Here is a 13229-nt window from a genome sequence, read left to right as displayed (position 1 = left end):
GCCAGACCTATTCGGCCAAGCCTACTCGGCCAGACCTACTCGGCCAGACCTACTCAGCCAGACCTACTCAGCCAGCTTGAAAGTAATGAAGCTGGCGCGGCCTTGGCGCAGCACGCGCATCGACACCGAACGGTTCTTCGGCAGCGATTGCGCCACCTCGGTGAAGTTCTTCGCCGAGCTGATGGCCTGGTTGTTCAGGTGAGTGATCACGTCGCCCGGACGCAGGCCGATCAGCGCCGCCGGACCATCCTGAACCTCGCGAATCACCACGCCACCACGCAGGTCCAGCGCTTTCTTCTGCTCATCGGTCAGTTCGGCAACGCTGACGCCAAGGCGGTTACTGCTGCGCTCGGCGCCTGGGGTCGCGCCTTCGGAAGCCTCGTCGCCATCATCGGCCGGCATGGTGCCAACAGCCATTTTCAGCGTCTTGCGCGAACCTTCACGGACGATTTCCAGATTCGCCTTGGTGCCCGGTTTCAGGGCGCCAACCAGATGCGGCAGGTCGGCGGACATGATGATCGGTTTGCCATCCAGACTGAGAATGACGTCACCGACTTGCAGGCCGCCCTTGGCAGCCGGGCCATCTTCGAGCACCTGGGCGACCAGCGCACCCGCGGGTTTCTCGAGCCCGAACGACTCGGCGAGATCCTTGTTCACTTCCTGAATCACCACACCCAGCCAGCCACGGCTGACCTTGCCGCTGGCCTTGAGCTGGTCGGCCACATCCATCGCCACGCTCATCGGAATGGCGAAAGACAGGCCCATGAAGCCACCGGAACGGGTGAATATCTGCGAGTTGATACCGACCACCTCGCCATCGAGGTTGAACAACGGGCCGCCGGAGTTACCGGGATTGATCGCCACATCGGTCTGGATGAATGGCACGTAGCTCTCGTTGGGCAGGCTGCGGCCCTTGGCGCTGACGATCCCGGCGGTTACCGAGTGATCGAAACCGAACGGCGAGCCGATGGCCAGCACCCACTCACCGACCTTGAGGTTGTCGGAATTGCCCAGTTTCACGGTAGGCAGGTCGGTCGCCTCGACCTTGAGCAGCGCCACGTCGCTGCGCGGGTCGGTACCGATCAGCTTGGCTTCCAACTCGCTGCGATCGGACAGGCGCACGATGATTTCGTCGGCGTCGGCAACCACATGGTTGTTGGTGAGGATGTAACCATCCTTGGAGATGATGAAGCCCGAGCCGAGCGACTGCGCCTCACGCTGACGACCGCCGCCGCCCGGCGCGCGAGGCTGCTGGGGAATGCTGCGCTCGAAGAACTCGCGGAACATTGGCGGCAGGCCTTCCAGATCCGGCACCGAAAGCCCACCGTTGCTGGCAACGGCATTCGGCACCTTCTGCCGAGTGCTGATGTTGACCACGGCAGGTGAAGCCGCCTCGACCAACGGAGTGAAGTCCGGCAGCTGCGCGTGCGCGGCAACCGACTGCCCCATCAGGAACACCGCGAACAACGCGGCAGCGTAATTTTTCAGGCTAGGCATCGACATTGCAGTTTCTTCCCCATCCAGAACAAACGAGGCCCCTAAGGGGCCATTGGTACAACAAGACAGCACATCGACCTTACTCAGCAGCCTCACCCGTTATGGCGTGGCATGCACATCGTCGGCACGCATCGACATGGCGACACGCTCCGCCGTTCCAAACGGAATTTCGCCCACCACTGTAACCATGACATCCCCGTCATCGGTTGTCAGTCGCCGGGATACGGCTACGGTTGGGCCGAGCTGGTTACGCGCATCCGCGACGGCGGCATCGTGCAAGGGCTCGAGAAAGACGGAAAAACGCGCCAGCCCGTCATCATAGACCAGGCAATCGACGCTATCGGCGGATACCGGGCTGGGCTGCCGGGTCACCGCGCTGAGATTGAAGCCGGGCGGCAACCATTCGGAACGCCAGGATTCTGCGGAAGGCGTGCGCGCCTTGACGACACGTACCGGCGCACAATTCGTGGAAGGCTGCAACACTGCAGCAGGCCGTGTGCCCGCCGTATCGAGCTGAGTGAACTGAAACCGTTCGAGCATCTCGCCGCGATCATTGACCAACAGCGACTTGAGTGGCAGCCCGGTTTCCTTGTCCACGTACAATTGCACACCATAACGGTGATGATCACGTGGAACCAAGCCGAGGATTACAGCCGAACGCCCAGCTACACGAGACTCGCCGCTCAAACGCAGCTCGTACCACTGTTCTATCTGTTTGGCATCGAGACCGTGAGCAGGCCAGGCCTGCTCGTCGACGACAGCAGAGGCGATCGGACCATTGACGCACTGCGCCTGGCCGTTGACTCGAAGCATTTCCTGGGGCGTGCCGTCGAGCTGTAGCAACCGTTCGCGCACAACTCCACCCGGCTCGACCTGACGCCAGATGCTGTGAGTGGAAAGATTACCGCTGCGTTCGTAAACGAAGGTGCCTTGGAAGCTTTGCTTGCTTTCGGCCTGACTCAGCCGCTGCAACCATCCCTGTGCATCAGCGGCCATGGCAGATGTTGCCGATAGACCGCCGAGCATCAGGGACGTGACGAGAATGGAGCGCATACGCGTCGTTCTTAACGCTCTTCTACACTCGCAGACCGTGCAAACGGCAGTGCGTTTTCAGCAGCGCCTGGGGCGGACTGCTGACCATGCTGACGCAGGTACTCAGGCAGACGCTGCTCGTGCCAGCCTTCACCTTCGGCAGAGACGGTCTCTACAGCCGGCTGCTCGTCCGAAGTCTTGAAGCCCGCCAGAATGGCCGGCCCCTGAGCTTGCGGCAGGGCAATGGACGGCTGATTCTGTTGCGCCAGTTGCGCACCAGCAACGTCATCCTGATTGTAGAAACGCACGCCGGCCAACACGGCAACCGTCACGGTCGCAGCAACGGCTACGCGTCCCAGGCTACGCCACGGACCACGTACGACCTTCTCCTGCGCAACTGGAGTGGCATCGTTTTCCAGAGCCGCGGAAACGGCTGCAGCGATGTCCAGTTTCGGCACGAGCAGATCCTTGTGCATCGCGGCGCGGGCTACTTGGTAACGAGACCAGGTGGCACGCAGTTCGACATCGTTGCTCGCACCGAGCACACGCCGAAGTTCAAGTTCATCCGCTTCGTTATCCATCACCGCGGACAGCGATTCCTGCAGGGCTTCACGACTCATAGCGGTTCCTCTCTTGGCTGTCGCCGCTGTCTCAGGCTTCCTGCAACAGAGGTTGCAGGGACTTATCGATGGCTTCACGCGCCCGAAAGATTCGCGAACGCACGGTACCAACTGGACACTGCATGACGCTCGCAATGTCTTCATAACTAAGACCATCAAATTCACGTAACGTTAGCGCCGTTCGTAAATCTTCTGGCAGTTGCTGGATGCTCCGATGCACGGTGGCTTCGATTTCATCCCTCAACAGGGCTCGCTCGGGAGATTCGATATCCTTGAGGGCGTGATCGCCATCGTAGAATTCGGCATCCTCTGCACTTACATCGTTGTCCGGCGGCCGGCGGCCACGAGAAACGAGATGGTTCTTCGCCGTGTTAATGGCGATGCGGTACAGCCATGTATAGAACGCACTGTCACCGCGAAAGTTTCCAAGTGCCCGATAAGCTTTTACGAAAGCTTCCTGGGCGACATCCTGAGCTTCATGGGTGTCGTGCACGAATCGCACGATCAACCCGAGAATCTTGTGCTGATACTTCAGCACCAACAGATCGAATGCTCGCTTGTCGCCACGCTGAACGCGCTCGACCAGCTGCTGATCTTCTTCCTGGGTTAGCATGAATACTCCTCGTTGAGCCCGTAGGAGGTCTGCACCTGCCAGAAGATCGATCTGCCGAAATAGACTCGAGTCATATGCAAAAGTTCTCTCCCCTACGAACAAGCTTCCCACAAAACATTTTTTGGTTTTGCACGAAACCACGCACCAGGGCCATGCCTGCTGCGCGAATTGTCTTTAGATCACCTGACGGGCCGAATCGAATCGTACAACCGCTTCGCTCACAGACTCGCCAGACACATGCCCTCTCCGGGGCGACTCCGCTATAGAACCCTGCCCCACGGCAAAGTTCAGACATGTTTCAGCGGAGCGAATGCAGCTCCACCACAGCGGCCAGCCGAGCAGGCATATCGCCATCCCGACACGATACACGTTCTGCGCCGGACTACCTACCGGGGCCGCTATTGTGCCGCCGGCTCCCTCTATATACTAGAGTCCGTCGAGCCCCTGCGGTGGTCCTGAAAGCCCCGCCGCGGGCATGGTCAGCTCACCTACCGACTATGCGATACGGGACGTGAGCGCTTCAGCGAAGCACATTCGGTGTCGACCAATCGCACCTCTTTTTGCTGCATGCCACTCAGTGGAATCCATAACAATGAGCCAACACTTTCAGCACGATGTTCTGGTTATCGGCAGCGGTGCCGCCGGCCTTACCCTGGCGCTAACGCTTCCCGACAATCTGAGCATCGCCGTACTGAGCAAGGGCGAATTGACCAATGGCTCGACCTACTGGGCTCAGGGCGGCGTCGCTGCCGTGCTGGATCACAGCGATACCGTCGACTCGCATGTGAATGACACCCTCAGTGCCGGGGCCGGCCTTTGCCGTGAAGATGCCGTGCGTTTTACCGTGGAGCACAGCCGTGAGGCGATCGAATGGCTGATCGAGCAAGGCGTGCCCTTCACCCGCGATGACGAGCACGACCGTGAAGACGGCGGCTTCGAATTTCACCTGACCCGCGAGGGCGGCCACAGCCACCGCCGCATCATCCACGCCGCCGACGCGACCGGCGCGGCTATCTTCAACACGCTGCTCGAACGCACGCGCCAGCGAGACAACGTGGTGCTGCTCGAACAGCGGGTGGCGGTGGACCTGATCACCGAACGCAAGCTGGGTCGTGACGGCCAACGGTGCCTGGGCGCCTACGTGCTGAACCGTCGCAGCGGCGAGGTGGACACCCACCATGCGCGCTTCGTGGTTCTGGCGACCGGCGGCGCGGCCAAGGTCTACCTCTATACCAGCAATCCCGATGGCGCTTGCGGTGACGGCATCGCCATGGCCTGGCGCGCTGGCTGCCGGGTCGGCAACCTGGAATTCAACCAGTTTCACCCCACCTGCCTTTATCACCCGCAGGCCAAGAGCTTTCTTATTACCGAAGCCTTGCGCGGCGAGGGCGCCCTGCTGCGCCTGCCCAACGGCGAACGCTTCATGCCGCGCTTCGACCCGCGCGAGGAACTGGCGCCACGGGACATCGTGGCCCGCGCCATCGACCACGAGATGAAGCGCCTGGGTGTCGACTGCGTCTATCTGGATATCAGCCACAAGCCAGCGGACTTCGTCAGAAACCACTTCCCGACCGTTTACCAACGCTGCCTGGAGTTCGGCATCGACATCACCCGCCAGCCCATTCCAGTGGTACCCGCCGCCCATTACACCTGCGGCGGAGTAATGGTCGACCAGGCGGGCCGCAGTGATCTGCAAGGTCTTTACGCCATTGGTGAAACCAGCTTCACCGGCCTGCACGGCGCGAACCGCATGGCCAGTAATTCACTGCTCGAATGCTTCGTGTACGCCCGCTCGGCCGCCGCCGACATCGTCGCCAATCTGGAGCACGTGACGATGCCGGCCAACCTGCCTTCCTGGGACGCCAGCCAGGTCACCGACTCGGACGAGGATGTGATCATCGCCCACAACTGGGACGAACTGCGGCGCTTCATGTGGGATTACGTAGGCATCGTTCGCACCACCAAGCGCCTGCAGCGCGCCCAGCACCGCGTGCGCCTGCTGCTCGATGAAATCGATGAGTTCTACAGCAACTACAAGGTCAGTCGGGATCTGATCGAGTTGCGCAACCTGGCCCAGGTGGCGGAACTGATGATTCTCTCGGCCATGGCGCGAAAGGAGTCACGCGGCCTGCACTACACACTGGATTACCCCGACCTGCTGCCCGAACCACGCGACACTATTGTGCGACCCGCCAACGCTGACGGCTGAATTTCAGGCGCACCCGCAGCCGCCGGTGCATGTCCTGCGGCATGGCATCGGCCGCGATGCACAGGCTTTTAGTGAGCCGGCTGCCCGGCATGCGAAAACGAACGATGACCAGCCACGGTAGCGCCATGCTGTCCGGCTGTAAGGTGATGGCCTGCCAGCGCCCTTCACGGCCCGCCACCTGCCAACCTTCGTCGTCGTGACGAAGGTGATTGAACACGGCCGAGTGGGTCAGCAGCACGTGCCTGGGCAGTGCCCAGCCGGCATGGCATGCACAACCCAGCACGCCTAGCAGACGCGCCCAGAGCGGGATATCGACGAGCGATAACGTCAGCAGCGCCAGGGCCTGGGCGCACAGGTAGATTTCCAGCAGCCGACGTGACGGCTGCCAGTGGCACTCGAACCGTTTACTTGGGCTGGACACGATCCAGGATCATGCGAACGATATGGCGCAGATCGGCATCCTCTGGCTCGCCGCGCTGCATGAACCAGCCGAACATGTCCTGATCCTCGCACTCGAGCAACTTGCGGTAGCGGGCACGATCATCCTCGTCGAGCGTGGGGTAAACCTCCTGCACGAAAGGCACCAGCAATACGTCCAGTTCCAGCATGCCGCGCCGGCTGTGCCAGAAGAGGCGATTGAGTTCAGTGGCATCGACCATGGGAGTGCTCCTCGAAAAAAGGCCGGCAGTATACCAATAGCCGCCGCTCGCATCAGCGTTGCGAGGCGAAACGCCGGACGGCATCTTTGCCTGTAGCTAGACGCTTGCCGCTGCTCTTATCATGGCAGCCTCATTCTTTACCCGCGATTGTCTCGACCATGGCCGATAGCGCTTTCTTCTGCCCGCTCACTCACGAAGGCATCCTCGCCGTGCGCGGCCTCGATGCAGGTAAATTCCTGCAGGGCCAGATCACCTGCAACATCAGCTACCTCGGCGCCAGCGGCTCGAGCCTGGGCGCTCGCTGCACGCCAAAGGGCCGTATGCTGTCGAGCTTTCGCATCGTCAGCGTAGCCGACGGTTTTCTCCTGGCCATGAGCCAGGAGCTGCTGGAGGCGCAACTTGCCGAGCTGCAGAAATACGCTGTGTTCTCCAAGGCCAAGCTGAGCGACGAGAGCGCCGCCTGGGCTCGATTTGGCCTGAGCGGCGCGGATGCCATCCTGCAAGCCTTGGGGCTGGACCTCGCAGCCGAAGCTGACAGCGTGGCGAACGCTGACGCGCTGCTGGCCATTCGTCTCAGCGACGGCCGCGCCGAGCTGTGGGCACCGGCCGAGCAGGCTCAAACCCTGCACGCACGCCTGAGCGAGCAGCTCACTGAAGCCTCGCTCAACGACTGGCTGCTGGCGCAGATCCGCGCCGGTATTGGCCAGGTGACCGGCACCACCCGCGAGCTGTTCATTCCGCAGATGATCAATCTGCAGGCCGTAGGCGGCGTGAGCTTCAAGAAGGGCTGCTACACCGGCCAGGAAATCGTCGCCCGCATGCAGTACCTGGGCAAGCTCAAGCGCCGCCTCTATCGCCTGCGCCTGGCTGGCGACCAACCGCCCGCGCCTGGCACCGAATTGTTCTCGCCCGTGCACCGCAGCGCGGTGGGCGAAGTGGTGCTGGCCGCCTCGAGCGCCAGCGGCGTGGAACTGCTGGCAGTCGTGCAGGAAGACGCGGCACTCGACGGCAATATCCACCTGGGCAGCCTCGACGGTTTACCGCTCGAGCTGCTCGACCTGCCGTATACGCTGGACAGCAACCGCGAAATCCAGCGCTGACGTACACTGCGTAGCGTCTGCCATCACTCCGCCAACAACGAGAATTTCATGAGCAAACTCGCCGAGAAAGTCCTGCTGGATCTGACCAGGGCCATCGACAACGATGAACTGGTGCTGCCCACCCTGCCCGAGGTCGCCCTGAAGGTTCGCGAGGCGGCGGAGGATCCCAACGTGGGCATCCCCGAGATGACCAAGGTGATCGGTAACGACGCTGCGCTCACCGCACGCATCATCAAGGTGGTGAACAGCCCGCTGCTGCGCACCAACCGGGAAATCACCGACCTGCAGATGGCCATCGGCCGCCTGGGCATCAACTACACCTGCAACCTGGCCACGGGCCTGGCCATGGAACAGATGTTCCAGGCGACCACCGATGTGGTCGACCGCAAGATGCGCGAAGTGTGGACCAAGAGCACCGAAATAGCTGGCATCTGCCACGTGCTGTGCCGCCATTACACGCGCCTGATGCCGGACCAGGCCACCCTCGCCGGCCTGGTTCACCAGATTGGTGTGCTGCCTATCCTGACCTATGCCGAAGAGCACAGCGAGCTGCTGGCCGACTCGATCAGCCTCAACCACGTGATCGAGCAGATCCACCCGATCATTGGCGACAAGATCCTGCGTACCTGGGAATTCCCGGAAATGATCGCCTGCATTCCGAGCCAGTACCTGAACTTCAGCCGCGACGGCGGCAAGGTGGACTACGTCGACATCGTGCAAGTGGCCACCCTGCAGAGCCACCTCGGCACTCCGCACCCTTACACCCAACTGGACTGGAGCCAGATCCCGGCGTTCGCCAAGCTCGGCATCAAACCGGATCTGGACATCCATGCCGTCGAAGACCTGTCGGCGGCCATGGATGCTGCCATGACCATGCTGCAGTAACCGCTCGGGGGCGAGTCTCGGCTAGCACCCGTTCAGCTAGCCTGCCTCACCACGAAACACCACGCGCACCAGCAGCCCATGGGGGCTGGCCTGATGCAGGCTGATATCGGCGCGGTGGGCGCGGCAGATCTCGCCGACGATAGCCAATCCCAGGCCAGCGCCCAGCCCCTGGGCCTGGCGTCGGTAGAAGCGCTCGAACACCCGCTCCCGATCTTCCTTGGGAATTCCCGGCCCATCGTCCTCGACCTCCAGCACACCCGGCTCCCTCACCCGCAGGATGACGTTGCCGCCGGCCTCGGTGTAGGCCATGGCATTGTCGACCAGGTTGCACAGCAGCTCATTGAGCAGCGTCGGCTCGCCGCGAATCCACACCGGTTGCTCGGCCTCCAGCGCCAGGGCGACGCCGCGCGAATGCGCCAGGGGCGCCAGAGCCATGCCCAGTTCCCGGGCCAGTTGGCTGAGGTCCAGGCGCAAAGCGCCGCCTTCGGCAATCGCCCGCGCACCGCTTTCGATCCGAGCCAATGACAACAGCTGGTTGGCCAGGTGAGTCAGGCGATCAGCATTGAGGGCGGCATCCTCGAGCGTCGCGTGCCAGATACGCGGATCCTGGTCACGCAGGCCCAGTTCGACGCGCGCCTTGAGCGCCGCCAGGGGCGTACGCAGTTCGTGGGACGCATCGGCGATGAACTGCGACTGCCGCTCGAACAGGCCGCGAAGCCGGTCGTTGAACTGATTCAGGGCGTTGACCAATGGCCGCAGCTCCCTGGGCATGTCCTCGTCCGGCAGCGGGCGCAGGTCGTCACTGCTGCGCGCGGCGACCGTTCTGCGCAGGCTTTCGAGCGGTCGCAATCCGGCGCTCACCGCCAACCAGACCAGCAGCAGCGCACTGAGCGACAACAAGCCCATGCGCCACAGCGTGCCCAACAGCAGGTCGCGGGTCATGCGTTCCCGAGCGCCCTGGGTTTCAGCCACGCGGATCTCGGCGACGCCACTGTAACCGGGCTCGCTGACCGGCTGCAGAAAACTGACAACTCGCACGCCCTGCCCGCGGTAATCGCCGTCGTAAAATTTGGCCAGCGCCGGATAGTCGTTGGTTCGTGGCGTATTCGGCGGCGCTGCGGGCAGGTCTTCATATCCCGAGACCAGCTCGCCCTTGGGGCCGAGCACCTGATAGTAGATACGCCCGGCGCTGTCGTAGGCAAAGGTGTCCAGAGCGATATACGGCACATTGGCGCTGAGCATGCCTTCGACGGCGTAGAGCCCATCGGAGATCGCCCGGGCCGACGCCAGCAAGGTGCGGTCGTAGGCCGTATCGGCAGCGTGGCGGGCACTCCAGTAGGCGGTCAGACTACTGACCAGAAGGATCACCGTGAACAGCACGGCCAGCCGGCGAATCAGCCGGCCACGCAGGCTGCCTGGCCTATCCACCCGTGGCTTCCAGCAGATAACCCAGGCCGCGGAAGGTAACGATGCGCACCGCACCACCCTCGAGTTTCTTGCGCAGGCGGTGGACGTAGATCTCGATGGAATCGGCGCTCGCCTCCTCATCCAGGCCGAACACCTGGGAGGCCAACTGCTCCTTGCTCATGACGCGACCAGGCCGGGAAATCATCGCCTCGAGCACGGCCTGCTCGCGGGAAGTCAGGTTCAGACTCTCATCCAGCAGCGTGAAGCGCCGGGTATCCAGGTCGTAGACCAGATCACCGCAGCGCAGATGCTGCTCGCCACCCAGCATGCTGCGACGAAGCAAGGCCTTGACCCGCGCTTCCAGCTCACTCAATTCGAAGGGCTTGGCCAGATAGTCGTCGGCCCCCAGGTTCAGGCCGTGCACGCGATCCTTGACCTCTCCGCGCGCCGTGAGCATCAACACCGGAATGGTCTTGCCGCGGGCACGCAAGCGAGCCAGCACCTCGAAGCCGTCCATGCGCGGCAGGCCGACATCCAGAATCGCCAGGGCGTATTCCTCGCTACCGAGCGCGAGATCAGCCGCTACGCCATCATGCAGAACATCCACAGTCCAACCCGCACTCTTGAGCGCTTGGGTGACGCTCGCCGCCAATTGCGGATGATCCTCGACCAGCAGAATTCGCACTGCAACCTCCACACAAACCATGGACTTGACCGCCATGTGTGGCGAGAGTTTACCGCTCGCGCACGAAGTTGGCAGTTACAGCATGCAAGGGCGACACATGTGCAACAACTTGCTGCATTGAAAGGTTGGTGAAAGGTTGCACTTCTAGGATCACTCCCCGGGCGGCTCGATCCTCCCATTCAGCGATTCGCACAGTGGCGTGCGATCGTGACAACAATAACAACGGAGTACCACGCATGCCGATCGCCGCGCGCCAGGCTATCTCGTCTTCGAGCTTTTTGAGCCTCGCCCTGCCGGCGGCCCTCTTCGCCTCGCTCGCCCAGGCGAACCTTCCCGAGCACTCCGTTTCCAACCTGGAAGGTCAGGCCCAGCCAGCCATCTATCATGCCGCCGAGCCAGCGCCCCGTGATCGATGTGAAGACGCTCCGCAGCTCGAAGCAGCCCAGCAGACCAACCAATATTCAGCCGAAAACGCCGTGGCCACCGAGCCGCCCGAGGCGGGCGAGCGCATCGCGACCCAGCGCGCAGCCAACGAACCAGGCGTAAACGCTCGTCGCCCGCAACCAGGCGCCCTATCTGACCAGTCGCAGCACGCAGCCGCGAACAGCGCTGCTGGCCATGCGGCCTACCTCCTCTCTTTCATCGCTTCTGCCGAACCCAGCATGGGCGGGCGGCAGACGAGTCACGACTTCAAAGCGCTCGGCGTTCCCGTCCTGCGCTCCCGTCCACTGGGCAGCCCCAGCGATCATGCTGAAGTGGCGGGCGCCGGCAGTGGCGACAGGCAAAGGGAACGTAACGTCGACTTGAAGCATGTGGCACGCAGCGCTGCCGCCCGGGAAGCAGGCAGTAGCCTGGCGCCCAAGGTACAGCGCTACCGCCTCGACCGATCTGCCGAGCATTCGCGCCAGTGCGCGTAGCGAGGCTCGCCCGCACCGTGCCACTGGCCGGTGTGCTGCTGGTTACACAATAAAGACTCCAACGGAGAACAACCGATGAAAACATCTCTGCGTACCATCCTGCTGACCGCCTCTTGCCTGATGCTGGCGGGTCAAGCATTGGCCGACGAGCCTCGTCGTCCCGAGTGCATCGCGCCAGCTGCCCCCGGCGGCGGCTTCGACCTGACCTGCAAACTGGCGCAGAGCGCGCTGGTGGAAAGCAAGCTGCTCAAGTCGCCGATGCGCGTGACCTACATGCCTGGCGGCGTTGGTGCGGTGGCCTATAACGCGGTAGTCGCCCAGCGCCCGTCCGAAGCGGGCACCATCACCGCCTTCTCCAGCGGCTCGCTGCTCAACCTCGCCCAGGGCAAGTTCGGCCGTTTCGACGAGAACGCCGTGAAGTGGCTGGCGGGCGTCGGCACCAGCTATGGCGCCCTGGCGGTACGCAAGGATTCGCCGTTCAAGACCCTCGATGACCTGGTCAAGGCCCTGAAGGAAAACCCAGGCAAAGTGGTCATCGGCTCCGGCGGCACCGTCGGCAGCCAGGACTGGATGCAGACCGCACTGATCGCCCGCGCCGCCGGTATCGACCCGCGCGAACTGCGCTACGTGGCGATGGAAGGTGGTGGCGAGCTGGCTACCGCCCTGCTCGGCGGCCACATCCAGGTAGCCAGTACCGACATCTCCGACTCCGTACCGCACATCGAAAGCGGTGACATGCGCATTCTCGCCGTGTTCTCCGAAGAGCGCCTGCCGGGTGACGTGGTCGCCAACATCCCGACCGCCAAGGAGCAGGGCTTCGACGTGGTGTGGCCGGTAATCCGCGGCTTCTACCTCGGCCCGAAAGTCAGCGACGAAGCGTACGCGTGGTGGAAGAACGCTTTCGATCAGCTGCTGGCCTCCGAAGACTTCGCCAAGCTGCGTGAAGACCGTGAGCTCTATCCGTTCGCCATGACCGGTGACGAGCTGGACGCCTACGTCAAGAAGCAGGTCGCGCAGTACAAAGAACTGGCCCAGGAATTTGGCCTGATCCAGCAGTAACACCCGCTCCGTATCCCTTACTCCGTCATCCTCTGGGCATTGCTCAGGGGATGCCTTTGTCATGCTCGAACGAGGACTTCCTCAATGTCACAACGCATTTTTGGCGTCGTGCTGCTGCTCGCCTGTGTCGCGCTGGGCATCGTCGCCTGGGGCTATCACGCGCCCTTCTCCTATGAGCCGGTGGGCCCGCGCGCCTACCCGATGCTGCTGCTGATCCTCATGGGTCTGGGCGCCATCTACCTGCTGGTCAAGAAACCTTCGAGCAGCGCCTCGCACAGCGACGAGCCGCCTCTGGACCGTCACGTGATCAGCAAGGTGGTCGGCTGCGTGGTGATCCTCACCATCTATGCCGCCCTGTTCGAACCTCTGGGTTTCGTGCCGGCCAGCCTGATCTTCGGTATCGCCATGGCCCGCCTGTACGAAGGCACCTGGGTCGCGAGCGTGATTTCCGGCGTCGTACTGGCCATCGGTCTGTACCTGCTGTTCGACAAAATCCTCGACGTACCGCTGCCGCTCGGCATCCTGTCCTCCCTGGAGATCTGATCC

Annotated in this window: 14 protein-coding genes; 6 read left to right on the top strand and 8 right to left on the bottom strand. The window is 62.6% G+C overall.

What is annotated here, in order from left to right; translation table 11 throughout:
- Positions 1-63: 63 nt before the first annotated feature.
- The 4 genes from BVH06_RS10745 to rpoE all read right to left on the bottom strand — a co-directional run bounded on the left by BVH06_RS10745 (position 64) and on the right by rpoE (position 3762).
- Positions 64-1449 carry a DegQ family serine endoprotease gene (locus BVH06_RS10745; protein ID WP_371915281.1) on the bottom strand — a complete coding sequence of 462 codons (1386 nt, stop codon included), beginning with the start codon at positions 1447-1449 and terminating at the stop codon, positions 64-66.
- A gap of 147 nt (positions 1450-1596) precedes the next feature.
- Entirely contained in the window at positions 1597-2550 is a 954-nt protein-coding gene (locus BVH06_RS10740; protein WP_075934081.1) for a MucB/RseB C-terminal domain-containing protein, read from the bottom strand.
- An 11-nt stretch (positions 2551-2561) separates the two neighbouring features.
- Complete coding sequence (locus BVH06_RS10735) at positions 2562-3149, bottom strand: sigma-E factor negative regulatory protein (protein WP_075934080.1); 588 nt, start codon at positions 3147-3149, stop codon at positions 2562-2564.
- Between the two features lie 31 nt (positions 3150-3180).
- Positions 3181-3762: an RNA polymerase sigma factor RpoE gene (rpoE, locus tag BVH06_RS10730; protein ID WP_013792331.1), complete on the bottom strand. Its 582-nt coding sequence runs from the start codon at positions 3760-3762 to the stop codon at positions 3181-3183.
- A gap of 592 nt (positions 3763-4354) precedes the next feature.
- Here rpoE and nadB point away from each other — a divergent pair.
- The gene (gene nadB, locus BVH06_RS10725) at positions 4355-5971 is read left to right on the top strand and encodes an L-aspartate oxidase (RefSeq protein WP_075934079.1); all 1617 of its coding nucleotides are present in this window, start codon (positions 4355-4357) and stop codon (positions 5969-5971) included.
- On the opposite strand, the gene BVH06_RS10720 is transcribed toward nadB, so the two are convergent.
- Complete coding sequence (locus tag BVH06_RS10720) at positions 5940-6392, bottom strand: protein YgfX (protein WP_075934078.1); 453 nt, start codon at positions 6390-6392, stop codon at positions 5940-5942. The two genes, nadB and BVH06_RS10720, sit on opposite strands and share 32 nt — an antisense overlap.
- Entirely contained in the window at positions 6376-6630 is a 255-nt protein-coding gene (locus tag BVH06_RS10715; RefSeq protein ID WP_075931219.1) for a succinate dehydrogenase assembly factor 2, read from the bottom strand. Before BVH06_RS10715 ends, BVH06_RS10720 begins: the two co-directional genes overlap by 17 nt.
- A 158-nt stretch (positions 6631-6788) precedes the next feature.
- On the opposite strand from BVH06_RS10715, the gene BVH06_RS10710 reads away from it, so the two are divergent.
- Both BVH06_RS10710 and BVH06_RS10705 read left to right on the top strand, forming a co-directional pair.
- Entirely contained in the window at positions 6789-7730 is a 942-nt protein-coding gene (locus tag BVH06_RS10710; RefSeq protein ID WP_075934077.1) for a folate-binding protein YgfZ, read from the top strand.
- Between the two features lie 48 nt (positions 7731-7778).
- Positions 7779-8615, top strand: coding sequence for an HDOD domain-containing protein (locus BVH06_RS10705; protein ID WP_075934076.1), 837 nt, complete (start codon positions 7779-7781; stop codon positions 8613-8615).
- A 36-nt stretch (positions 8616-8651) separates the two neighbouring features.
- On the opposite strand, the gene BVH06_RS10700 is transcribed toward BVH06_RS10705, so the two are convergent.
- On the bottom strand, positions 8652-10043 hold the full coding sequence (locus tag BVH06_RS10700; protein ID WP_075931222.1) for a sensor histidine kinase: 1392 nt from the start codon (positions 10041-10043) through the stop codon (positions 8652-8654).
- Positions 10036-10707, bottom strand: coding sequence for a response regulator (locus BVH06_RS10695; RefSeq protein WP_075934075.1), 672 nt, complete (start codon positions 10705-10707; stop codon positions 10036-10038). The genes BVH06_RS10700 and BVH06_RS10695 overlap by 8 nt, the downstream gene beginning before the upstream one ends.
- A gap of 236 nt (positions 10708-10943) precedes the next feature.
- Here BVH06_RS10695 and BVH06_RS10690 point away from each other — a divergent pair, with 236 nt between their 5' ends.
- From BVH06_RS10690 to BVH06_RS10680, 3 genes are all read left to right on the top strand, one after another.
- Positions 10944-11624, top strand: coding sequence for a hypothetical protein (locus tag BVH06_RS10690; protein ID WP_075934074.1), 681 nt, complete (start codon positions 10944-10946; stop codon positions 11622-11624).
- Positions 11625-11699: 75 nt separating this feature from the next.
- Positions 11700-12683, top strand: a complete 984-nt coding sequence (locus tag BVH06_RS10685; protein WP_075934073.1) for a tripartite tricarboxylate transporter substrate binding protein — start codon at positions 11700-11702, stop codon at positions 12681-12683.
- Between the two features lie 84 nt (positions 12684-12767).
- Positions 12768-13226: a tripartite tricarboxylate transporter TctB family protein gene (locus tag BVH06_RS10680; protein WP_075934072.1), complete on the top strand. Its 459-nt coding sequence runs from the start codon at positions 12768-12770 to the stop codon at positions 13224-13226.
- Positions 13227-13229 lie beyond the last annotated feature (3 nt).

Origin of the sequence: Pseudomonas sp. PA27(2017) (assembly GCF_001945445.1) — a bacterium.
Taxonomy (GTDB): Bacteria; Pseudomonadota; Gammaproteobacteria; order Pseudomonadales; family Pseudomonadaceae; genus Aquipseudomonas.
Note: the sequence above shows the minus strand (reverse complement) of the source record. Positions and strands in the feature narration are given on the sequence as shown.

Bases quoted from the DNA above. Each gene is read 5' to 3' on its own strand.
- BVH06_RS10745 (WP_371915281.1), bottom strand. From the start codon at position 1,449: ATGGGGCAGTCGGTTGCCGCGCACGCGCAGCTGCCGGACTTCACTCCG.
- BVH06_RS10740 (WP_075934081.1), bottom strand. From the start codon at position 2,550: ATGCGCTCCATTCTCGTCACGTCCCTGATGCTCGGCGGTCTATCGGCA.
- BVH06_RS10735 (WP_075934080.1), bottom strand. From the start codon at position 3,149: ATGAGTCGTGAAGCCCTGCAGGAATCGCTGTCCGCGGTGATGGATAAC.
- rpoE (WP_013792331.1), bottom strand. From the start codon at position 3,762: ATGCTAACCCAGGAAGAAGATCAGCAGCTGGTCGAGCGCGTTCAGCGT.
- nadB (WP_075934079.1), top strand. From the start codon at position 4,355: ATGAGCCAACACTTTCAGCACGATGTTCTGGTTATCGGCAGCGGTGCC.
- BVH06_RS10715 (WP_075931219.1), bottom strand. From the start codon at position 6,630: ATGGTCGATGCCACTGAACTCAATCGCCTCTTCTGGCACAGCCGGCGC.
- BVH06_RS10710 (WP_075934077.1), top strand. From the start codon at position 6,789: ATGGCCGATAGCGCTTTCTTCTGCCCGCTCACTCACGAAGGCATCCTC.
- BVH06_RS10705 (WP_075934076.1), top strand. From the start codon at position 7,779: ATGAGCAAACTCGCCGAGAAAGTCCTGCTGGATCTGACCAGGGCCATC.
- BVH06_RS10690 (WP_075934074.1), top strand. From the start codon at position 10,944: ATGCCGATCGCCGCGCGCCAGGCTATCTCGTCTTCGAGCTTTTTGAGC.
- BVH06_RS10685 (WP_075934073.1), top strand. From the start codon at position 11,700: ATGAAAACATCTCTGCGTACCATCCTGCTGACCGCCTCTTGCCTGATG.
- BVH06_RS10680 (WP_075934072.1), top strand. From the start codon at position 12,768: ATGTCACAACGCATTTTTGGCGTCGTGCTGCTGCTCGCCTGTGTCGCG.